This is a genomic window from Allobosea sp. NPDC003192, assembly GCF_050275675.1.
Classification (GTDB): domain Bacteria; phylum Pseudomonadota; class Alphaproteobacteria; order Rhizobiales; family Beijerinckiaceae; genus Allobosea.
Map to the genome: position 1 here is coordinate 60,634 of NZ_JBNNPK010000008.1, position 20,630 is coordinate 81,263.

The window sequence follows — 20,630 nt, forward strand, 5'->3', positions numbered from 1 at the left end:
GCTGGCGGGCTGCTGCCGCCTATCGACAGTGGCCACGGCGTACTACTCTGCCGATCTCTCAGGACGATACGGTTGAGGAAGCAAGCCATGGCCGCCAAAGCAGCCGGAAACATCCATATCGGCATCGGTGGCTGGGTGTTCGAGCCTTGGCGTGGTGTGTTCTACCCGGACAAACTCTCGCAGAAGCGCGAGCTCGAATACGCTTCGAGCAAGCTGACCTCGATCGAGATCAACGGCACCTATTACGGCTCGCAGAAGCCGGAGAGCTTCGCCAAATGGCGGGCCGAGACGCCCGACGGCTTCGTCTTCGCGCTGAAGGGCTCACGCTTCTGCACCAATCGCCGCGTGCTGGCCGAGGCGGGTCCTTCGGTCGAGAAGTTCGTGACCTCCGGCCTCAGCGAGCTCAAGGAGAAGCTCGGCCCGATCAACTGGCAGTTCATGGCGACCAAGGCCTTCGATCCCGCCGATTTCGAGGCCTTCCTGAAGCTGCTGCCGAGGGAGGTCGACGGCATCACCTTGCGCCATGCCGTCGAGGTGCGCCATCCCAGTTTCCGCTCGCCCGACTTCGTTGCATTGCTGCGCGAATACGGCGTTGCGGCGATCACTTCGGGCGACTCCGATTTTCCGCAGATTGCCGATGTCACGGCGCCCTTCGTCTATGCGCGGATCATGGGCACCAAGGAGGTGGAGAAGCAGGGCTATCCGGGCAAGCAACTCGACGCCTGGGCCGGTCGTGCGAAGGACTGGGCCAAGGGCGGCGCGCCCGCGGATATGGAGCTGGTCGCGTCCGCCGCAGAGAAGGCGCCGCGCGACGTCTTTCTCTATGTCATCAGCGGCGACAAGGTCCGCAATCCCGCTGCGGCAATGGCACTGATCGAGCGCGTCGGCGGCTGAGGGTTACTCGGCTGCCTGGGCGTCAGCCTCCTGGCAGACGTCGACCCATTGCGCACCGGTCAGGGTGGCCATCCGCTCGGGAGCTATGCGAACCATGCTGCGAGTGGAGCCGGCTGCCGGCAGGACGATATCGAATGCCCTGAGCGAGACGTCGCAATAGATCGGCAGCGGCTCTGCCAGTCCGAATGGGCAGACGCCGCCGACCGGGTGGCCGGTTATCTCTGCCACCTCTTCTGCCGCGAGCATGCGGGGCTTGAAGCCGAACACTGCCTTGGTCTTCCGATTGTCGAGTCGTGCGTCGCCACGGGCGACGAGCAGGACGACGCGCTCGCCCAGCCTCAGCGACAGAGTCTTGGCGATGCGGGCCGGCTCGACCCCGAAGGCCTCGGCTGCGAGCTGAACGGTCGCGCTGCTGCCTTCGGTGAGCTCGACTTCGATATCGGGTGCGTGCTGCGCGAAGAAGGCGCGGACGGACTCAAGGCTCACGACACATTCCTTCCGAAGCGCCACCAGATCAGGGACGCCACCAGCGCCGGCACGCCGAAGACGACGAGCAGGATCGGGGCCTCCTGCAGGAAGCTGTAGCCGGCCCGGGTGATGCCGACGATCAGGTTGATCACCGAGACGACGAACCAGAGCGGGATGAACAGCTTCATCGCAAAAACGATCGGATGACGCCCGCCTGTATTCAGCCGCGGCGCGATCAGGAGCAGGATGCCGAGCAAGGCAAAGCCCGCAGCGATGACCTTGACGGTGTGCATCAGCTCCCCCTCGCGCCCTTGCGTCAGTGCCTGAAATGGCGATGGCCGGTGAAGACCATGGCGAGGCCGGCCTCGTCGGCCGCCTTGATCACTTCGTCGTCGCGCATCGAGCCGCCGGGCTGGATCACCGCGGTGGCGCCGGCCTCTGCCGCGGCAAGCAGGCCGTCGGCGAAGGGGAAGAAGGCGTCGGAGGCGACGACCGCGCCCTTCGCGAGGCTCTCGGACACGCCGGCTGCCTTGGCGGCTTCGCCAGCCTTCCAGGCGGCGATGCGCGAGGAATCGACGCGGCTCATCTGGCCGGCGCCGACGCCGACCGTGGCGAGGCCCTTGGCGTAGACGATCGCATTCGACTTGACGTGCTTGGCGACGCGGAAGGCGAAGCGCAGATCGGCGAGCTCGGCTTCGCTCGGCTGGCGCTTGGTCACGACCTTGAGCTCCATGTCGTCGACCACGGCATTGTCGCGCGCCTGGGCCAGGAAGCCGCCGGCGACGGTGCGTAGCGACAGACCGGCCTTGCGGACATCCGGCAGGCCGCCGGTCAAGAGCAGGCGCAGGTTCTTCTTGGCGGCGACGAGCGCGATCGCCTCTTCATCGGCGTCGGGAGCGATGATCACCTCGGTGAAGATCTCGACGATCTTCTTGGCAGCTTCGGCGTCGAGCTTGCGGTTCAACGCGACGATGCCGCCGAAGGCCGAGACCGGGTCGCAGGCCAGCGCACGCTCATAGGCTTCGAGCAGCGAGCCGCCCTCGGCGACGCCGCAGGGATTGGCGTGCTTGACGATGACGCAGGCGGCGGTGCGGGCCGGGTCGAACTCGGCGACGCATTCGAAGGCGGCGTCGGTGTCGTTGATGTTGTTGTAGGAGAGCTGCTTGCCTTGGACCTGGCGGGCGGTGGCGACGCCCGGGCGCTGCTCCGGCGTGCGGTAGAAAGCGGCCCATTGATGCGGGTTCTCGCCATAGCGCATCGTCTCGGCGAGGCTGCCGCCGAGCGCGCGGAAGGCCGGCGAGGTGTCGGCCAGCTCATTGGCGAACCAGTTCGAGATCGCGGCGTCATAGGCGGCGGTGCGCGAATAAGCCTTCTGCGCCAGCTTGCGGCGCAGCGTCAGCGTGGTCGCGCCCTTGTGCGTCTCCAGATCGGCCAGCACCGCGGCGTAGTCGGCGGCCTCGACGACGACGGCGACGTCGTTGTGGTTCTTGGCGGCGGCGCGGATCATCGCCGGGCCGCCGATATCGATGTTCTCGATGCAGTCGTCATAGGGCTTGCCGGCGGCGACCGTCGCCTCGAACGGGTAGAGATTGACGACGAGCAGGTCGATCGGCGCGATGCCGTGGCCGAGCATCGAGGCCTGGTGCTCGGGATGCGAGCGGACGGCGAGCAGGCCGCCATGGACCTTGGGATGCAGCGTCTTGACGCGCCCGTCCATCATCTCCGGGAAGCCGGTGAGATCAGAGACGTCGGTGACGGCGAGGCCGGCATCGGCGATCGCCTTGGCGGTGCCGCCGGTCGAGACCAGCGCGATGCCCAGGCGCGAGAGGGCGCGGGCGAAGTCGATCAGCCCGGTCTTGTCGGAAACGGAAAGCAGCGCGCGTTCGACGCGGCGGAGTTCGTTCGGCATGGGAAGATCAGGTCCGGGTTGATGGCGGCGCAGCCGCGGAAATGCTCGCGCGCGCCCTATCACGCCCGAGCTTTGCTGCAAAGCACAACACGCTGCAGCCTTGCCCTGCGAAGAGGTCAGAGCGGCAGATCGGGCTCTGCCTCGGCCTGTTCCTGCCGGGCCTCATCAGCCCTGGTCTTGCGCTGCGCCGGCGTGCCGAGGCGGGCGAAGCGCCAGGTGATCTGCGGCGTCGCGACAGCGTCGAACTCGATGACGAGCTGTACCGTCTTGTGGCGCCCGTCCGCGGCGGCGAAGAAGATGCTCTCCTCCAGACCGACCCGCAGGCCGGAAGCCTCGAACGCCCAGATCTCGCCTGAGGGCAGCGCCAGCAACGCGCCTTCGCCGTCGCGGATCAGGCTCGGCTTGACGTTGGGATGCAAATGGAAGCGCGCCGCCGCCGGCAGACTCGCCAGCGCGGCGGGCGAGCTGAGCTGATCCTCGCCCACGAGTTCATTGCCATTGCGGGAGAGCAGCAGGCGGCGGGTGTGGACGATGCCGAAGGCGCGCCGGTAGCCGTCATGGCTGCCGACCCATTCATGGCCATCCTCGCCGTCCTGGCGGGCAACCCGGACATCGGCCGGGCCGGCGGTGATCCGCCGCTCGCCGAGCACCAGCCCGAACACGGCGCTGGAGCGATCGTCCAGCGTCACGGTGGAGTGGGCGGCGGTGGCGCGGGCTGCGAGCCTGAGTTCGGGCGTGCCGAAGCGGCTGGCGCCGCAATTGACCACGATGCGCTGCGATCCCGTCGACAGTTCGAAGGAGAGGCAGCCGGCATGGGCCTCGATCGAGTTGGCGCCGCGCGGCGGAGGGCCGGCCTCGACGACGACGATGGTGGTGCCGGCATTGAGCCGGTCATAGCCGGAATAGGCGGCGTGCTCGATCGGCCTGGCGCGGACATCGTCATAGGCCGCGAGCGTCGCCATCAGGTCGGGCGGCGTCGCGCTCATGCCGTTGAACAGAGCGAGCGCGCCGTCGCCATGCCGGAACAGCTTGAGATGCGGCATCATCCGGTCGATCGCCATGATGATGGCGCGCGGCGGTTCCAGCCCGCGCGCGGTGAATGTCTCGCGCAGCGGCAGCAGATCGAGCAGCAGGTCGATGATGATGCGGGGGTTGCGGCTGAGATGGCCGCCATCGGGCAGGATCTGCTGCTCGAGCTCGTCGGAGAGCGCCGCCTCGTAGCGGCGCAGCCGCCGCTCCTGACCGTCGAGGCAGATGGCGGCGAAGCAGATCGCGATCAGGCATTGCAGCCGCGCGGCCCCCTCGACCGCTCCGGCGAGCGCGAGCTGCAGGCGCTCGGCGGTCTGGGCGACATGGCGGATGAAGCGCTCGTAGAAGGCATGGTCGGCGCCTTCGAGCAGCAGCGGCGAATGCGACAGGAACGACATCAGCCGCCGGGCGATCACCGCCGGCCGCCGGGCGATCTCGTCGCGGTCGTGCCGGCGGGCGATGAACTCGTCGACGATGGCGCGGGCATTGGCGCGGGCGATCGCCGTATCGGCGGCGCGTAAGTGGCGCAGCCAGACGAAGCCATGCAGCGCCTCGGCCCAGGCCTCGCTCGGCGGCGCGACCAGGAAGGGCGATTCGCCATGACAGTTCACGGTACGGCCGGCGAGGGCGAAGTAGCCGGCATAGATGTCGCTGGCCGTGGTCGGGTCGGCGGTGCGCAGATCGTGTGGGGCGAAGAGCAGGCGGCTGGCGCGCAGGCGGCCGAAGGGCCAGAGTGCGCGCTTGGCACCGGCGACCTGGCCGCGCGTGCGTCGCGCCGCCCTGCCGATGGCTGCTCGCGCCAGGCCTCCTCGCTCCGACCAGCCGTTCAATGAAGTCTGCTGCCTCGCCGTCCCACCGCCCCCCTGCGAAGGCGAATCCCCGATCGAGTCATGATCTTATCAGGCGACAAGCGTAAAATCCCGCCCATCCTGAAAGGCGTGGCGTCTCGCCGGCGAGCTGGTGCGGCAGCGTGCGCAATTCACCTTGCGGCGTCAGCGCCTCGGCCTGGCCGCCGATCTCCTCGGGCTTGATCGGATCACGGGCGAAGCCCGGTGTGCGCGCAAGAAAGGCCTCGATCTGAGCCTCGCCTTCCTCCCGTTCGAGCGAGCAGGTGCAGTAGATCAGGCGCCCGCCCTGCCGCGTGAGCTCCGCGGCTCGGTCGAGCAGGCGGGCCTGCAGCGCGGCGAGCTTGGCGACGTCTTCCGGCGTCTTGGTCCAGGCGACATCGGGGTGACGGCGGATCGTGCCGGTGGCGCTGCAGGGCGCGTCGAGCAGGACGGCATCGAAGGGCTCCGCTTCGAAGGCAGCGGCATCGGCGGTGACGACCTCGGCGCTCAGCCCGAGCCGGTCGAGATTGGCCTTGAGCCGGCGCAGGCGCGGGCCGGAACGGTCGACGGCAATGACCTCAGCGCCCAATTGCGCGAGCTGCACGGTCTTGCCGCCCGGCGCGGCACAGAGATCGGCGACGCGCTCTCCGGGCCGGACGTTCAGGAGCTGTGCGGGCAGGGCGGCAGCGGCATCCTGCACCCACCATTCCCCCTCGGTGAAGCCGGGCAGGCCGGTGACGGCCTCGCGTCCGCGCAGGCGCACCGAGCCGGTCGGCAGGACGATGCCGTCCAGCTTTCCGGCCCAGCCGGCCGGGTCGGATTTCACGGTGAGGTCGAGCGGCGGCTCTTCGGCATGGGCAGCGGCGATCGCCGCGGCTACGTCATGCCCATAGGTCTGCGTCCAGCTCTCGCGCAGCCAATCGGGCGTGTCGGCGAGCGGGTCGATCTCGGCGAGGATCGCCTCGCGCTCGCGCGCCAGTCGTCGCAGCACGGCGTTGGCGAGCGAGGTGTAACGTGCGGAGCGGGCGTCCTCGTGCAGTTGCCGGATGGCGAGGTCGACGGCGGCGTGATCTGGCACGTCGAGGAAGAGCAATTGCGCGGCAGCGGCGACCATGATCGGTTCGAACGGGCCGGATTTGCGCGGGCTGCCCCGTTCGAGCCGGGCGTCGATGACCCGGCGGATCGTGCCGAGGCGGCGGAAGGCGACGGTCGCGATTGCGCGCGCCAGCCCGGCATCGGCCGGCTCCAGCCCTGCGCCCTGCGCCATCCGTTCGAAGGTTTCGTCGAGCGCCGTGCCGGCGCGCAGCACCTCGTCGATCAGGGTTGCGGCGAGACGGCGCGCGGCGAGGCCGGGAACATCGTCGGCATAGGACTGGCTCTGCACCTTCGCCATGTCAGCCCCAGGGGCCAGGCTCGCGCCCGCCGGCAAAGGGATTCTGGCTCGCGCCGCTCATGAAGCTGCCGCGGTTCGCGCCGACGCCCATGGCGCGGGCCTGCTCCATCAGCGCGGCGATGCGGTTGCCGGTGTCGGGGTGGGTCGAGAACAGTGAATCCATGCCGCGGCCTGAAAGCGGGTTGATGATGAACATATGCGCCGTAGCAGGCTTCGCCTCGGCCGTCTCGTTCGGGATGTGGGACACGCCGCCGGCGATCTTGGCGAGCGCGTCGGCAAGCGCCACCGGATTGCCGCAGATCTCACCGCCGATCCGGTCGGCCTCGTATTCGCGCGAGCGCGAGATCGCCATCTGGACGATGCTCGCCGCCAGCGGGGCGAGGATCATCAGCGCGATCTGGACGATGGCATTGGGGCGATTGTCGCGCGAGCCGAAGAACATGCCGAAGGAGGCCAGCGTCGAGATCGCACCGGCCATGGTGGCGCTGATCGTCATGGTCAGCGTGTCGTGGTTCTTGATGTGGGCGAGCTCGTGCGCCATCACGCCGGCGAGCTCGTCATAGGACAGCGCGCGGATGATGCCGGTTGTCGCGGCGACCGCGGCGTTCTGCGGATTGCGGCCGGTGGCGAAGGCGTTCGGCTGGTCCTCCTGGATGATGTAGACGCGCGGCATCGGCATGTTGGCGCGCTGGGCCAAGTCGCGCACCATCCCGTAGAGCTCGGGCGCGCTGCGTTCGTCGACCTGCTGCGCGTTATAGGCGGACAGCGCCAGCTTGTCCGAGTTCCAGTAGCTGAACAGGTTGGTCGCGACCGCGATGCCGAGCGCGATCAGCATGCCCCCAGTGCCGGCGAGCAGATAGCCGACCACGCCGAACAGCGCGGTGAGCGCCGCCATCAGCATGCCGGTACGGACATAGTTCATCGAGAACCCCTTCTTGCCTCGTCGTCCCGGCGCGGAAAGGCTCGCCGGAACGCGGTTTCGTCCCTATGTGGTGGGGATGATGCCGATCCTGCAAGAGAATGGCCGATCATGAGTGCGCAGACGAAGACGGACGGAGCTGCGGCGGTCGAGCCGGCGAAGGCGTTGTCGCCGGCGGCGCAGCGTGCGCTGGCCGAAGCCGAGGCGCGCCGCGCGGCGATCGATGCCAAGGCCGCAGAGCTCAAGCAGCAGAAGGAAGTCGACGGCCGCGGCGGGCTCGAACCGGTTCGCTATGACGACTGGGAAGTGAAGGGGATCGCCAGCGACTTCTGAGCTGGCAGGACGCGGCGCCCGAAGGCGCCGCGCTGCTATTCATATGCTGATCAGGCCGCCCGAATCCGCCGCGCCGGCACGGCGGCTTCGTCGCCTTGCGTGGTCCGGAAGGTACTGACGAAGCGGTTGAGGCGTTCGATCTGATCGAGCAAGGCGCGCGCCGAGGCCGCGCTCTCCTCGGCCAGAGCAGCGTTGCTCTGGGTCATCTCGTCCATATGGCTGACGGTGCGGGCCATCTCGTCGATGCCGTTGGCCTGCTCGCCGGCCGCGGCGGCGATCTCGTTGACGGTGGACGAGACCTGCATCGAGGCCTCGACGATCTTTTCCAGTGTCTCGCCCGCCTGGCGGACCAGGCGCACCCCTTCGACGACCTCGGTGTCGGAAGAGCCGATCAGCGCGGTGATGTCCTTGGCGGCCTCGGCCGAACGCTGGGCCAGCGCCCGGACCTCGGCCGCGACGACGGCAAAGCCCCGCCCGGCATCGCCGGCGCGCGCTGCTTCGACGGCCGCATTCAAGGCGAGGAGATTGGTCTGGAAGGCGATGCCGTCGATCACGCTGGTGATCTCCGAGATCTTCTTGGAGGCGCCCTCGATCCGCGCCATCGCCTCGATCGCGTCCTTGACGATCTCGCCGCCGGTGCGGGCCACGGCCGAGGCGTTGTCGGCCAGCGTCACCGATTGGCGCGAGGACTGCGCCGAGCTCTTGACCGAAGCGGTGAGTTCCTCGGTGGTCGCGGCGGTCTGCTGCAGGGCCGAGGCCTGCTGCTCGGTGCGCGAGGACAGATCGTTGGCGCCGCTGTTGATCTCCTGGGAAGAGGCCGCGATGGCGGTCGAACTGGTCTTGATGCTCGCGACCATCTCGCCGAGCTTGGCCATGGCGTCGTTGAAATGGTCGCGGATGCTGGCGTATTCGGCCGGCATGTCGTCGGCCATGCGATGGGTCAGGTCGCCGCGGGCGAGCGCCGCCATGCCGTTGCCGACATAGCCGATCGCCTTGTCGCGCTCCTTCGCCTTGGCTTCCTCGACTGCCCGGGCCTCGGCCTCGATCTTCAACCGGGCGGCCTCGGAGGCTTCGAGATAGACCGAGATCGCATAATCCATGTCGAGCAGGGCGGCCTTGACGATGGCGCCGATCTCGGCGCCGCGCTCCGCCGCACCGGGGAACTTGCCGCCGAAACGGCTCTTCGGCCAGCGCTCCTCCAGCACCTTGGCGAGCAGGTTCTCGAGCAGAAGGGCGTAGCCGCCGATATACCAGCGCGGCTCCAGCCCGATCTTGGCATGGATCTCGCCGACGGTGGTGACGGCGCGGACATAGTCCTGGTCGAACTGGCCCTTGGCGATGCGGTTCCAATGCGAGATCTGGCGATTCTTCGCGCCTTCCATATGGGCGGCGCTGCCGAAGAAGGCCTTGGTCTCGGGGAAGGCTGAGACCTGGGTATAGAAGGCGTCAAGCGCGCCGGGCAGGGCGCCGAGGATACTCTTTTCCATTCCGGCGATGCGCCCGCGCGCCTCGCGATCGAGCTGCATGAAGTCTAGCCGTCTGTCGAGCTGATCCCCTGACGACATGATGTGGTTCCCCAACCCCTGATGCGCGGCGCCCCTCGGCCACTTTGGAAAGAGAACAGATTATGGTTAAGAAACAGAAAATCGATTGCAGACGTTACGTAATGCAGCTGATGCGTGTATTTTCGTCGACGCCAACCGGGCATTGAAGCTCTGTCCAAGAGCGCAGGCAGGTTCTAAGAGGTCGGCAGGGGTGGCTGAGCGGGCAAGGCATGAGCAGCGAGGACAAGCGGATCGAGGCGCTGCGGCGGCTCCTGACCGAGGCGTACCGGAAGCTCGGACTCAAGCTCGGCTTTTCGCTCTGGGACGGCTCGCGCGCGCCGGCCGACTGGCCGGCGGACGGGCTGATGATCGCGATCCGCGATGCCGGCGTCGTCGCCGCGCTGTTGCGCAAGCCGAAGCTCGACACGCTGCTGCATCTGCACGTGTCCGATCGGATCGCGATCGAGAACGGCACGATCTTCGATCTCGCCGCGGCACGGCCCGACGGCAAAGTGGGCCGGCTGGCGCGCGGCATCTCCAAATCGGCGGCGTTCGACGTCGTCAGGCGCTTCATCCTCGCGCCAGGTCAGGCGCCACAGGCGGTCGCGCATATCAAGGGCGACGAGATCGCCCGCGACGGCAGGCCCGCGACAAACAAGGCCAACATCGCCCATCACTACGACGTCTCGAACGCGTTCTATAAGCTCTTCCTCGACGAGCGCATGGTCTACACCTGCGCCTATTTCACCGAGGATCATGACGACCTCGAACGGGCTCAGACCGACAAGCTCGAAATGATCTGCCGGAAGCTGCGCCTGAAGCCGGGCGACAAGCTGCTCGACATCGGCTGCGGCTGGGGCGCTTTGGTCTGCTACGCTGCCCAGCATTACGGCGTCGAGGCCCATGGCGTGACGCTGGCGGAAGAGCAGCTCAAGCTGGCGCGGGAGAAGGTCGAGGCGCTCGGACTGCAGGACAAGGTCACGCTCCATCTCAAAGACTTCACCCAGATGGAGGGGCAGTTCGACAAGATCTCCTCGATCGGCATGTTCGAGCATGTCGGCATCCGCAACCACCCGACCTATTTCCAGGCGGTGAACCGGCTGCTCAAGCCGCGCGGGCTCTATCTCCACCACTCGATCTCGCGGCGCGCCAAGAAGACCGAGCGGGCCTTCAACAAGATGCCGGCCGAGTATCGGGCGCTGGTGCGCTACATCTTCCCGGGCGGTGAACTCGACCATTTGGGCATGTCGATTGCCAATCTCGAGCGCTACGGCTTCGAGGTGCATGATGTCGAAGGCTGGCGCGAGCATTATCAGCGCACGACCCGGCTCTGGTTCGAGCGGCTGAACGCGAACAAGGCTGCAGCGGAAGCAGAAGTCGGCCCGGAGCGGACGCGGATGTGGCTGCTCTATCTCGCCGGCTGCTCGCTCGCCTTCGAGAGGGGCGGGGCGCTGATCAACCAGACGCTGGTCTCGAAGCGGCGCAAGGGCCCATCGGGCCTGCCGCTGACGCGGGTCGATCTCTATCGCTGAGCGCGGTTATGAGAGGCGCAGTGCGAGCGGCCGGTCGCTGAACGTCACGGCGCCAGGGCCTGCCTCGGCGCGGGCATAGTGCAGGGCATCGTCCCGGCTACGGAAATAGCCACCACCGCGGCCATGCGTCTCGACCGCGATCCAGTAGCCCTCGCGGTCGCGTCCGATCTTGAAATGCGGACGGGCGTTTGAGGCGGCAGCGGTCGGCATGACCGCCTCAAAAGAAGCCGATCGTGGCGCCGAAGGCGAGGCCGGCACCGAAGACGATCATCGAGGCGAAGGCTGCCTCGGCGGCGGTGAAGAGCGCCTGGGCGTGGCCGGATAGAACGGAGCGGGACAGCGTGAACATCGAAACCCCCAAGGGTGGAATCCTGATGTCCCGGTCTTGCGGCGCTCAGCTGGGTTTTCGCCTTCGGTCCTGAAAATGCGAATGGCGCCCGACGGGGCGCCATGTCCAAGGTCTCAGCTGGCCTCTGGGCCCGGCTTGCAGGCTTATTTCTTAACGAAGGCGTCGAGCTTGCCGTAATGTTCGGCCAGCAGATAGTAGAAGGTCAGGCGCGACTTGGTCTTGTCGGCCTTCATATGGTCGCAGGTCGCCTTGACGGTGGCGTCGAGGTCGGCGCTCTTCAGGCCGAGCTTCTTCTTCAGGAAGTTCTCGCGGACGCGCTCGAGTTCGGCGGGATCGGAGCAGGCGACATAGCGGGTGTCGGGCTTGCTCATGACCAGTGCATAGGCCTTGCTCATGCCGGCGAAGGCGGCCTCATTGAGAGGCTTCTTGGCGAACTTCTTGACGTCGGCGAGATGATCCATCGGGTACCCCTCTGAAGACATATCGGTTCGTAGGCGGGCTGGACTCAGCGTTACGCCTTCGAAAACGATATCCGGCTTTTTCTCGACAAGCGAGAGGCGCCGCCGCGAAAAATCGTACGATTCCTCGGGGAGAAGCATGAAATCCGGGGCGATCCTCAGGTAAAGACCGGAGGTCAGGGCATCACGACGACAGGCGTTCCCATCCGGACGCGGGCGTAGAGATCGATCACGTCGCTGTTGTGCATGCGGAAGCAGCCATAGGAGGCGGCGGTGCCGACCGAGCGCGGGTTGTTGGTGCCGTGGATGGCGTATTGGCCGCCGGGGCCGAGGCCGATGACGCGCGCGCCCATCGGGTTGTTCGGGGCCCCGCTGGGGATCACGTCCGGTAGCCGCGGATTGTCGCGCTTGACCTCGGCCGGCGGGCTCCAGGCCGGCTCGACCACCAATTCCTCGACATATTTGACGCCGCGCCACTGCTTGCCGGCCTTGCCGACGGCGATGGTGTAGCGCAGCGCCTGCCCGGGGGCTGCGATGTAGTAGAGCTTGCGCTCGGCGGTGCGGATCAGGATTGTGCCGGGCTGGTAGCGGTAATCGGGGAAATCGACGACCTCGCGCGCCTGGGCGGGGCGTACCGCCAGCAGCATCAGCAGCGAGATTGCCGCTGCGACGACGAAGTCGATCGGTCCGTGCCGGCCTGCCATGGCTTTCTCCTTGCGCAGCTGAACGCTTCGGAGGCGGATTTGGGCAGGTTGCCGGTGAATCAGGGGTTCAGCAGCATGGTGAACCCTCGATTCAGCATGAATCCGCGCTTAATCGCCGGCATTTCAGGCGATGGCGCCGCCAAGCGCGAGCATCGCCAGCAGCAGCGACAGCAGGGCGGCGAGGGCGAGGTCGATCGGGCCGTGCGGAGTGCTCATGAAGGATACCTCCGGCGCCGCGATCCGGAGTCCGGCGGAGCCTGTCCCGTCATGACGGAACCGACTGGTACGGTCCACGAGCGACGATGACCGGCGTGAACGGCTCGTTAAGCGCTCCTGCGGGGTTTGCAGAAAATGCGCGGGACGAGGGGATCAGGCCTTCTCGACCACGAGCGTCGCGCCGTCGACCCGCACCACGCGGATTTCTGTGCCGGCGAGCAATTCCGGGCCGGTGATGCGCCAGGAGGAATCGCCGACGCGGATGCGGCCCTCGCCGCCGGCCATGGTCGCTTCCAGCTTGAAGACCTTGCCGATCAGCTGGCGGCCGCGATCGTTCAGGCCGGACGCGGTATCGGGCTCGTCGCCACGATGGCGCGTGACGGCGCGACCGAGGAGGACGGAAGCGACGGCGAGCGCGGCGAAGACCAGCAGGGCGCCTTGCCAGGCGAGACCGGTCAAGCCGACGACGGCACCGGTCACCAGCGCGGCGAGGCCGAGCCAGAGCAGGAAGACGCCAGGCGCCAGCATCTCTCCGCCGACCAGGACGAGCCCGAGCACGATCCAGGCCCAGCCGCCGAAGGAGGCGAACCAGTCAAGCATGCTCAGCCCTCCACGGAACGGCCGGCCGAGGGCACGGAGCCGCCGCGCCGGCTCGCCGCCGCATCCTCGCCGAACACGGCCTTGGTGAGCTGGGCGATGCCGCCCACGGTACCGGCGAGCGCCGCGGCCTCGATGGGAACGATCACGACCTTGCTGTTATGGGCGCTCGCCATCGATTTCAGTGCCTCGGTATAGCGCTCGGCGATCAGGAAATTGGCGGCCTGGATGTCGCCGCGGCTGATCGCCTCGCTGACCATGGCGGTCGCGTTCGCTTCGGCCTGGGCCAGGCGCTCGCGCGCCTCGGCATCGCGCAGCGCGGCTTCCTTGCGGCCCTCGGCGGCGAGGATCTGCGATTGCTTCTGACCTTCCGCCTTGAGGATTTCGGCCTGGCGCAGCCCCTCGGCCTCGAGCACGGCAGCGCGCTTCTCGCGCTCGGCCTTCATCTGGCGGTTCATCGCGCCGGCGATGTCGGCCGGCGGCAGGATGTCCCTGATCTCGATGCGGGTGACCTTGACGCCCCAGGGCGAAGCGGCAGCGTCCATCACCCGCAGCAGTCGTTCGTTGATCTCGTCGCGATGCGAAAGCAGCTGGTCGAGGTCCATCGAGCCGACCACGGTGCGGATATTGGTCATGGTCAGCACGATCAGCGCCTGGTCGAGCGAGGCGACCTCGTAGCAGGCCTTGGCGGCGTCGAGGACCTGATAGAAAGCCGCGGCGTCGATGCGCACGCCGGCATTGTCCTTGGTAATCGCTTCCTGCGAGGGAATGTCGAGCACCTGCTCCATCACATTCACCTTGTGGCCGATCCGCTCGATATAGGGGATGATCAGCCCGAGGCCGGCCCCGAGGGTGCGCGAATAGCGGCCGAAGCGCTCGACCGTGTAGTTGAAGCCCTGCGGGATGGTGCGCACCCCGAGCGCGATCGTCAGGATCACCAGCGCGACCAATGCGACGACGACGATGTCGAAGCCAGTGGGATTCATCTCAGCTCTCCAGCCCAGTCGAGGAATTCGGTTCAAGCGTGGCTTTGCGAGCGTCAGATGACGGCTCGCGCGGCGGCTTGCCTTCGAGATAGCCGACGACCCGCCACATCAGCTCGCCGACATTGTTGCATTCCTCGTCGCTGAGGACGCCCATCATCGCCTCGATCCGGGCGGCGTGGATCGCCAGCGCCTTGCGGGTCAGGACCTCGCCCTCCGGCGTCAGCCAGAGCCGGCGTACACGCTTGTCGGTCTCGTCGCTGCGGCGCTCGATCAGCCCGCGCCGCTCGAGCTCGGGCAGCAGCATGCTCATCGCGCTGCGGCCGACCAGCAGCTTCTCGGCCAGCGCCTGCTGGGTCAGCCCGGGTGTGCGGAAGATGTTGGCGAGGACGTCGTAATGGGCGAGCTGAATGCCGAGCGGCGCCAGCGCCTCGGAGAAGACCTTCTTCCAGAGCTGGTGCATCCGCGCGACCGCGAGCCAGTTCCTGAAGCGCGGCAGCTCCCAAGGCAGCCGCGCGGTGCTCCCGCTTTCAGCTCCGGTTGCGGAAATCGGCTCTTGCATTTTGTTCATCGCTGAACATAATAGTTCAAGGCTGAACGAACAAGGTTTCCGATCATGCCCAGCGCAGCGCTTCGCGTCATTCGTCCTCTCGTCCGCATCGGCAGCTTCATCGCCCCGCATACGGCCGGGCGCGCCGCCTTCAAGCTCTTCTGTACCCCGCCACGCCCACCGGGGCCACAGAGCCGGACCGGCAAGGCGATCATCGCCGCCCGCGACCGGCTCGCGCCGGCGATCCGGCAGGCGGTGTCATACCCGTGCGGAACGGTCAGCACCTATCTGTTCGAACCCGAGCCTCGCTTGCAAGATGGCGAGGGTCCGGCGCCCACCGTCATCCTGTTACATGGCTGGAACAGCGAGGCGGCGTTCATGACCGCGTTCGTCCAGCCCTTGCTGGCGCAGGGCTTCAGCGTCGTCGCCTTCGACATGCCGGCGCATGGCGCCTCGACCGGGGCCGAGCTCAATATTCCGCTCGGCGTCGCTGCGCTCGCCGCCGTGGCGCGTGTCTTTGCGCCGGTGCATGCGATCGTGGCGCATTCCTTTGGTGGCGCGATCGCATTGGCCGCGCTGGCCCGCAGCGTGCCGGGTCAGCCTCGGGTCAAAGCGGGCCGGCTCGCGCTCGTTGCGGCGCCGTCTTCGGTGACGACGATCACCCGCAATTTCGGTGCGACGATCGGGCTCGGCCGCCGCGGCCAGGCGGCGCTGGAGCGCCGCATCCACAGCGTCGCCGGCAATCCGGTCGAGGCCTTCGAGGGCTGCCAGCAGCTGGAGGCGATCGGCCTGCCGACGCTGGTGATCCATGACCGGCAGGATCGCGAGCTCGATTTCCACCACGCCGAAGCGCTGGCGGCTGCGGGAAGCTTCGTGACGCTGCAGGAGACCAGCGGGCTCGGCCACCGGCGCGTTCTGCAGGCCAAGCAGGTGGTGGAGAGCGTGACGCGCTTCGTGGTGGGGTAAGTCACGGCCTCGGAGACAAGGGCGTGGGGAACCCTTCTCCCGTGTGGGAGAAGGGCAGGGATGAGGGCCCGCCCTATCCAATCGAGGCCGCAGCGGCGCCGCCTCACCCTAACGATCAGCGGCGGTCCCTCACCCCTGCCCCTCTCCCATTCGGGAGAGGGGTTCCCGGCCGTGCTTCCCGCACCCTAACTCAAACCCAGCCCATCAGCTCCCGGCGCACCACGGCTTCGATCACCTGCATGCCCTCCTCGGAATCGTTGAGGCAGGGCAGGTAGGCGAAGTCCTTGCCGCCATTGTGCAGGAAGATCTCGCGGTTCTCGCCGTCGAGTTCCTCCAACGTCTCCAGGCAATCGGCCGAGAAGCCGGGCGCGACGATGGCGAGCGACTTGGTGCCGCCCTGCGCCAGTGCCTTCACGGTCTCGTCGGTATAGGGCTGCAGCCATTCGTCGGGCCCGAAGCGCGACTGGAAGGTCAGGCGGAAGCGCTCCTCGGGAAGGCCGAGCTTGTCGCGCAGCAGCCGGGCGGTGACGGCGCATTGGCAGTAATAGGGATCGCCCTTGAGCAGGTATTCCTTGGGCATGCCGTGCAGCGAGCAGAGGATCACCTCCGGCTCGAAGCTGAGCTTGCCGAGCGAGGTCCGGATCGAGGCGGCGAGCGCGTCGATATAGGTGGGGTCGGCATAATAGGGATGGGCGACCCGCACGGTCGGCTGCCAGCGCATCTCCATCAGGGCGCGAAAGGCCTGGTCGCAGGCGGTTGCCGAGGTCGGGGCGGCGTATTGCGGATAGAGCGGCACCAGCAGGATGCGGTCGCAGCCCTGGTCGAGCAGCGCCTTCAGGCGGCTCTTCACATCGGGCAGGCCGTAGCGCATCGCCCAGTCGACGGTGATGCGGTCGCCAGCCTCGCCCTTCAGCCGCTCGGCGAGCTTCTCGGTTTGCGCGCGCGTGATCGTCTTGAGCGGGCCTTCGTCACGCTCCTTGTTCCAGATCGTGGCGTAGTCCTTGCCCTTGCGGCTGGGTCGCGTCGACAGGATGATCAGGTTGAGGATCGGCCACCATTTCCAGCGCGGCTCCTCGATGACACGGCGGTCGGAGAGGAACTCCTTGAGATAGGCCCGCATCGGCCGGTAGCTCGTACCCTCGGGTGTCCCGAGGTTCATCAGGAGCACGCCGATGCGGCCGCTTCTGATGGTGGCGTGGTCGGGCGGCAGGCTCGGCTCGAGGTTCATCACATCCGCTTTCGTTCGGCTGTGATTTAGACGAGTTACGGTTTTCGTCCAGTCGGGCCGTACGGGGTGCGACACTGCGTAAGCGGGGTCTCGCAAGCCGGCTAGGCTCTTGCTAGTCTTCGTCGAAATCAAAACCGCAGGGGTTCGCGCCGATGACCAAGATGACCCGCCGCCACGCGCTTCGCGTTCTCGGCGCTCCCGCGGCACTTGCCGCCACCGCGCCGGTCGCGAAGGCGCAGACGCCGCCTGCGAGCTTCACGCTGCTGCTGGTCAACGACATCTACAAGATGAGCGACGACAAGGGCAAAGGCGGCTTCGCCCGGGCGGCGGGCGTCGCCAAGGCCGAGCGTGCCCGCGGCGTGCCGGTCCTGTTCTGTCATGCCGGCGACTGCTACTCGCCCTCGCTGATGTCGGGTTTCGACCAGGGCGCCCATATCGTCGCGATGCAGAACAAGATGGGCATCGACGTCTTCGTGCCGGGCAATCACGAGTTCGACTTCGGCAAGGAGAACTATCTCAAGCTCGCCGCGGCCCAGAGCTATCCGACCTTCGCAGCCAATCTGCGCGACGCCGCCGGCAATCCGCTGCCGGGTCACAAGGATTCGCAGATCTTCGAGCTGGGGGGCATCAAGGTCGGCGTGATCGGCACGACCTTCGATCCGACGCCGCAGCTCTCCAATCCCGGCGACCTCAAGTTCTCCTCGACCATGGAGGCACTGCGGCGCGAGGCGCGCAAGCTCAAGGGCGAGGGCGCCGACATCCTCGTCGCGGTGGTCCATGCCGATCGGGCGATGGACTATGAGATCGTGCGCTCGCGCGTGGTCGACATCCTGCTGACCGGCCACGACCACGACCTCGCCATCGCCTATGACGGCAAGGTGGTGATGGTCGAGTCGAACGAGGAGGGCAATTACGTCACCGCGATCGACATCGCCGCCAAGGCTTCGGGCGAGGGTGCCAATCGCAAGGTCGAGTGGACGCCGACCTTCCGCGTGAATGACAGCCGCGCCGCGACGCCCGATCCCGAGGTCGCTGCCATCGTCAAGGGCTACGAGACCGAGCTGTCGAAGGAACTCGACATCGAGATCGCGACGCTGGGCACCCCGCTCGATTCGCGCACCGGCGTGATCCGCACGCAGGAGACCGCGATCGGCAACCTGATCGCCGATGCGATCCGGGCGGCGACCGGTGCGCAGATCGCCATCACCAATGCCGGCGGCATCCGGGCCAACAAGCAGTATCCCGCCGGCCACAAGCTGACGCGGCGTGACGTGCTGAGCGAGCTCCCCTTCGGCAATGCGACCTCCATGGTCGAGATCACCGGCAAGGACGTGAAGGATGCGATCGAGAACGGCCTGCGCGATGCGCCGCAGGGCTCGGGCCGCTTCCCGGTGGTGTCGGGCCTCAGCTTCGAGGCCGACCTCAAGCAGCCGCAGGGCTCGCGCGTCACCTCCGTGAAGGTCGACGGCAAGGAGATCGACCCGGCCGGAAAATACACCGTCGCCACCAACAACTTCATGCTGACGGGCGGCGACGGCTACACCGCGCTCGGCCGCGGCAAGACGCTGATCGGCCTGACCGACGGCAAGCTGATGGCGAACGAGGTGATGGTCTATATCCGCCGCCTCGGCACGGTCGAGGCCAAGGTCGAGGGTCGGGCCATCCTGAAGTGAGCAGTTTCAGCGCGGCGCTCGACGCCTTCCTGGCTGCGCCGGCCTCCGCTTCCTGGCGCGATCTGTCCGTTTTCAGCGACGGTACGGTGGCGCGCGCCTGCGCCGCCGTCGATGCCGAGCGCGCTGCCGGCCATGTCGTCGCGCCCGCGCCCGAACGGTTCCTCGCGGCCTTGGCACTGATGCCGCTCGACCAGGCGCGTGTCGTCATCCTTGGCCAGGACCCTTATCCGACGCCCGGCCATGCCAACGGGCTCGCCTTCTCCTATGTCGGGCCACCGCCGCTGCCGCGCTCGCTGGTCAACATTTACAAGGAGCGGGCCGAGGACCTTGGCCTCACACCGCCTGCTGGCGGCGACCTCTCCGACTGGGCGAAGCAGGGCGTATTGCTGCTGAACACCGCGCTGACGGTGCGCGAGGGCGCAACGCAGGCCGGCTCGCATCTCAAGCTCGGCTGGCGGGCGGTGACCGACGAAATCCTCGCCGCCGTCTCGCAGCAGCGGCCGCATGTCGTGTTCATTCTCTGGGGAGGACCCGCCCAATCCAAGCGCGCATTGATCGACGAGAGCAGGCATCTCGTCATCGCCAGCGCCCATCCCTCGCCGCTCTCGGCGCGGCGCGGCTTCTTCGGCTCGAAGCCGTTCAGCCAGGCGAATGACTGGCTGAAGGCGAAGGGGGAAGCGCCGGTGGCGTGGTAGGGCGCAAGGCCGTCATTCTCGGGCGAAGCTGAGCGTAGACCCGAGAATCTCGGGCAGAACGAGGCTCACGTTTCCGAGATGCTCGGGTCAAGCCCGAGCATGACGATTCGTCCTATCCGACCGGTCGCTCGTCGGCGATGACCTTGCCGTCGTTCGGGAGCGCGCCGAGCGGAAGCACCTCGACGGAGCCCTTGAGCTTGGTCACCTGCTGCAGGGTCGATGACACCGCGTCGATGAAGCCCTTCGGCTCGGCATAAATCTCGGCTTTCAGTGTCATCGTGTCGAGCTCGTTGGCGCGGCCGATGACGAGGCGCAATTTGGCGATCTCGGCATGGCGGCGGGCAATCTCCGCGACCTGCTCGGGCCGCACGAACATGCCCTTGACCTTGGCTGTCTGGTCGGCCCGGCCGAGCCAGCCCTTGATCCTCGCATTGGTTCGGCCGGAAGCGCTGACACCGGGCAGGACTGCGGTGAGGTCACCGACGGCGAGGCGGATCTGCGGATGGTGCGGGTCGAGATTGGTGACGACGATCTCGCCGACCTCGCCTTCCGTGACAGGATCGCCGGTGCCGGGGCGGACGATCTCGACGATCAGGTTCTCGTTCAGCACCATGCCGTCGCGCGCGGAAGTCTCATAGGCGATCAGGCCGATATCGGCTGTGGCGTAGAGCTGGTAGGCGTCGATGCCGCGCTCGCGAACCCAGGCCTGCAGCGAGGGCGGGAAGGCCGCGCCCGAGACGATCGCCCGCTTCAGGCAGGAGGTGTCGACGCCGCGGCTGTCGGCCGCCTCGATCAGCAGCTTGAGGAAATCCGGCGTGCCGAGATAGGCGCTCGGACTGTAGGCGCCGATCACCTCCATCTGCTGCTCGGTATTGCCGGGGCCGGCCGGGATGACGGCGCAGCCGATGGCGCGCGCGGCCGAATCCATGATGAAGCCGCCCGGCGTCAGATGATAGCCGAAGGTGTTGAGCACGACGTCTCCCCGACGGAAGCCGGCGGCGTAGAGGCCGCGGGCGGTGCCCCAGGGGTCGCTGCCGGTACCCTCCGGCTCGAAGATCGGGCCGGGCGAGGTGAAGAGCCTGCCGAAGGAGCCGAGCGGTGCACCGACCAAGCCGCCGAAGGGCGGGGTATTCTTGTGCAGTGCCGGCAGGTCGGCCTTGCGCAGCACCGGGAGCTTCGCGAGCGCGGCACGGTCGGTGATGGCAGCGGGATCGACGCCCCTGAGATGCGCGGCATAGCCCGGTGTTGCCAGCGCAGCGGCGATCACGGCCGGCAGCCGGGCGAAGAGATCGGCCTCGCGCCGCTCGGGCGGCCGGGTCTCGAGATCGTCGAAGTGCTCGCTCATCGCTCTTGCCCTTGGAAA

22 protein-coding genes are annotated in these 20,630 nt (G+C 67.4%); 6 read left to right on the top strand and 16 right to left on the bottom strand.

The genetic code is table 11. The features are described from left to right. Window positions 1–87 precede the first annotated feature (87 nt). Window positions 88–894 (top strand): DUF72 domain-containing protein, encoded by an 807-nt coding sequence (locus ACQKLX_RS12875; RefSeq protein WP_427361964.1) that lies wholly within the window; start codon window positions 88–90, stop codon window positions 892–894. Between the two features lie 3 nt (window positions 895–897). Here the strand turns inward: ACQKLX_RS12875 and ACQKLX_RS12880 are convergent, their stop codons facing one another. The 6 genes from ACQKLX_RS12880 to htpX form a co-directional block, all read right to left on the bottom strand. Continuing rightward, window positions 898–1,380, bottom strand: coding sequence for a YbaK/EbsC family protein (locus ACQKLX_RS12880; protein WP_427361965.1), 483 nt, complete (start codon window positions 1,378–1,380; stop codon window positions 898–900). After that, window positions 1,377–1,655 carry a hypothetical protein gene (locus ACQKLX_RS12885; RefSeq protein ID WP_427361966.1) on the bottom strand — a complete coding sequence of 93 codons (279 nt, stop codon included), beginning with the start codon at window positions 1,653–1,655 and terminating at the stop codon, window positions 1,377–1,379. The genes ACQKLX_RS12880 and ACQKLX_RS12885 overlap by 4 nt, the downstream gene beginning before the upstream one ends. Window positions 1,656–1,678: 23 nt before the next feature. Continuing rightward, window positions 1,679–3,271 (bottom strand): bifunctional phosphoribosylaminoimidazolecarboxamide formyltransferase/IMP cyclohydrolase, encoded by a 1,593-nt coding sequence (purH, locus tag ACQKLX_RS12890; RefSeq protein ID WP_427361967.1) that lies wholly within the window; start codon window positions 3,269–3,271, stop codon window positions 1,679–1,681. A gap of 116 nt (window positions 3,272–3,387) precedes the next feature. Next, window positions 3,388–5,130 (bottom strand): heparinase II/III family protein, encoded by a 1,743-nt coding sequence (locus tag ACQKLX_RS12895; RefSeq protein ID WP_427361968.1) that lies wholly within the window; start codon window positions 5,128–5,130, stop codon window positions 3,388–3,390. 58 nt (window positions 5,131–5,188) lie between these two features. Further along, the gene (locus ACQKLX_RS12900) at window positions 5,189–6,520 is read right to left on the bottom strand and encodes an RsmB/NOP family class I SAM-dependent RNA methyltransferase (RefSeq protein ID WP_427361969.1); all 1,332 of its coding nucleotides are present in this window, start codon (window positions 6,518–6,520) and stop codon (window positions 5,189–5,191) included. A 1-nt stretch (window position 6,521) separates the two neighbouring features. Further along, a complete protein-coding gene (gene htpX / locus ACQKLX_RS12905) occupies window positions 6,522–7,442 on the bottom strand; it encodes a zinc metalloprotease HtpX (protein ID WP_427361970.1) in 921 nt (306 codons plus the stop codon). 108 nt (window positions 7,443–7,550) lie between these two features. Between htpX and ACQKLX_RS12910 the strand changes: the two genes are divergently transcribed. Beyond that, a complete protein-coding gene (locus tag ACQKLX_RS12910) occupies window positions 7,551–7,772 on the top strand; it encodes a DUF1674 domain-containing protein (RefSeq protein WP_427361971.1) in 222 nt (73 codons plus the stop codon). Between the two features lie 50 nt (window positions 7,773–7,822). Here ACQKLX_RS12910 and ACQKLX_RS12915 read toward each other — a convergent pair whose 3' ends face one another. After that, complete coding sequence (locus ACQKLX_RS12915; RefSeq protein WP_427361972.1) at window positions 7,823–9,337, bottom strand: methyl-accepting chemotaxis protein; 1,515 nt, start codon at window positions 9,335–9,337, stop codon at window positions 7,823–7,825. A 209-nt stretch (window positions 9,338–9,546) separates the two neighbouring features. Between ACQKLX_RS12915 and ACQKLX_RS12920 the strand changes: the two genes are divergently transcribed. Beyond that, window positions 9,547–10,848, top strand: coding sequence for a class I SAM-dependent methyltransferase (locus tag ACQKLX_RS12920; protein ID WP_427361973.1), 1,302 nt, complete (start codon window positions 9,547–9,549; stop codon window positions 10,846–10,848). Between the two features lie 6 nt (window positions 10,849–10,854). On the opposite strand, the gene ACQKLX_RS12925 is transcribed toward ACQKLX_RS12920, so the two are convergent. The 7 genes from ACQKLX_RS12925 to ACQKLX_RS12955 all read right to left on the bottom strand — a co-directional run bounded on the left by ACQKLX_RS12925 (window position 10,855) and on the right by ACQKLX_RS12955 (window position 14,726). Beyond that, window positions 10,855–11,058, bottom strand: a complete 204-nt coding sequence (locus tag ACQKLX_RS12925) for a hypothetical protein (RefSeq protein ID WP_427361974.1) — start codon at window positions 11,056–11,058, stop codon at window positions 10,855–10,857. Window positions 11,059–11,065: 7 nt separating this feature from the next. Further along, window positions 11,066–11,197 (bottom strand): hypothetical protein, encoded by a 132-nt coding sequence (locus tag ACQKLX_RS12930; protein ID WP_427361975.1) that lies wholly within the window; start codon window positions 11,195–11,197, stop codon window positions 11,066–11,068. Between the two features lie 143 nt (window positions 11,198–11,340). Then, on the bottom strand, window positions 11,341–11,658 hold the full coding sequence (locus ACQKLX_RS12935) for a DUF2853 family protein (RefSeq protein ID WP_210208378.1): 318 nt from the start codon (window positions 11,656–11,658) through the stop codon (window positions 11,341–11,343). Between the two features lie 173 nt (window positions 11,659–11,831). Further along, window positions 11,832–12,359 (bottom strand): L,D-transpeptidase, encoded by a 528-nt coding sequence (locus ACQKLX_RS12940; RefSeq protein WP_427361976.1) that lies wholly within the window; start codon window positions 12,357–12,359, stop codon window positions 11,832–11,834. A 369-nt stretch (window positions 12,360–12,728) separates the two neighbouring features. Continuing rightward, entirely contained in the window at window positions 12,729–13,175 is a 447-nt protein-coding gene (locus tag ACQKLX_RS12945) for an NfeD family protein (protein WP_427361977.1), read from the bottom strand. 2 nt (window positions 13,176–13,177) lie between these two features. Next, complete coding sequence (locus ACQKLX_RS12950) at window positions 13,178–14,158, bottom strand: SPFH domain-containing protein (RefSeq protein WP_427361978.1); 981 nt, start codon at window positions 14,156–14,158, stop codon at window positions 13,178–13,180. 1 nt (window position 14,159) lies between these two features. Next, window positions 14,160–14,726, bottom strand: a complete 567-nt coding sequence (locus ACQKLX_RS12955) for a MarR family winged helix-turn-helix transcriptional regulator (RefSeq protein ID WP_427361979.1) — start codon at window positions 14,724–14,726, stop codon at window positions 14,160–14,162. Window positions 14,727–14,771: 45 nt separating this feature from the next. Between ACQKLX_RS12955 and ACQKLX_RS12960 the strand changes: the two genes are divergently transcribed. Continuing rightward, window positions 14,772–15,671, top strand: a complete 900-nt coding sequence (locus ACQKLX_RS12960; protein WP_427361980.1) for an alpha/beta hydrolase — start codon at window positions 14,772–14,774, stop codon at window positions 15,669–15,671. Window positions 15,672–15,861: 190 nt separating this feature from the next. On the opposite strand, the gene hemH is transcribed toward ACQKLX_RS12960, so the two are convergent. Next, on the bottom strand, window positions 15,862–16,899 hold the full coding sequence (gene hemH, locus ACQKLX_RS12965; RefSeq protein ID WP_427361981.1) for a ferrochelatase: 1,038 nt from the start codon (window positions 16,897–16,899) through the stop codon (window positions 15,862–15,864). A 152-nt stretch (window positions 16,900–17,051) separates the two neighbouring features. Between hemH and ACQKLX_RS12970 the strand changes: the two genes are divergently transcribed. Both ACQKLX_RS12970 and ung read left to right on the top strand, forming a co-directional pair. Then, window positions 17,052–18,572: a bifunctional metallophosphatase/5'-nucleotidase gene (locus tag ACQKLX_RS12970; RefSeq protein WP_427361982.1), complete on the top strand. Its 1,521-nt coding sequence runs from the start codon at window positions 17,052–17,054 to the stop codon at window positions 18,570–18,572. Beyond that, entirely contained in the window at window positions 18,569–19,267 is a 699-nt protein-coding gene (gene ung / locus ACQKLX_RS12975) for a uracil-DNA glycosylase (RefSeq protein WP_427361983.1), read from the top strand. Before ACQKLX_RS12970 ends, ung begins: the two co-directional genes overlap by 4 nt. A 112-nt stretch (window positions 19,268–19,379) precedes the next feature. Here ung and ACQKLX_RS12980 read toward each other — a convergent pair whose 3' ends face one another. Then, window positions 19,380–20,612 carry a phenylacetate--CoA ligase family protein gene (locus ACQKLX_RS12980; protein ID WP_427361984.1) on the bottom strand — a complete coding sequence of 411 codons (1,233 nt, stop codon included), beginning with the start codon at window positions 20,610–20,612 and terminating at the stop codon, window positions 19,380–19,382. Window positions 20,613–20,630: the final 18 nt, after the last annotated feature.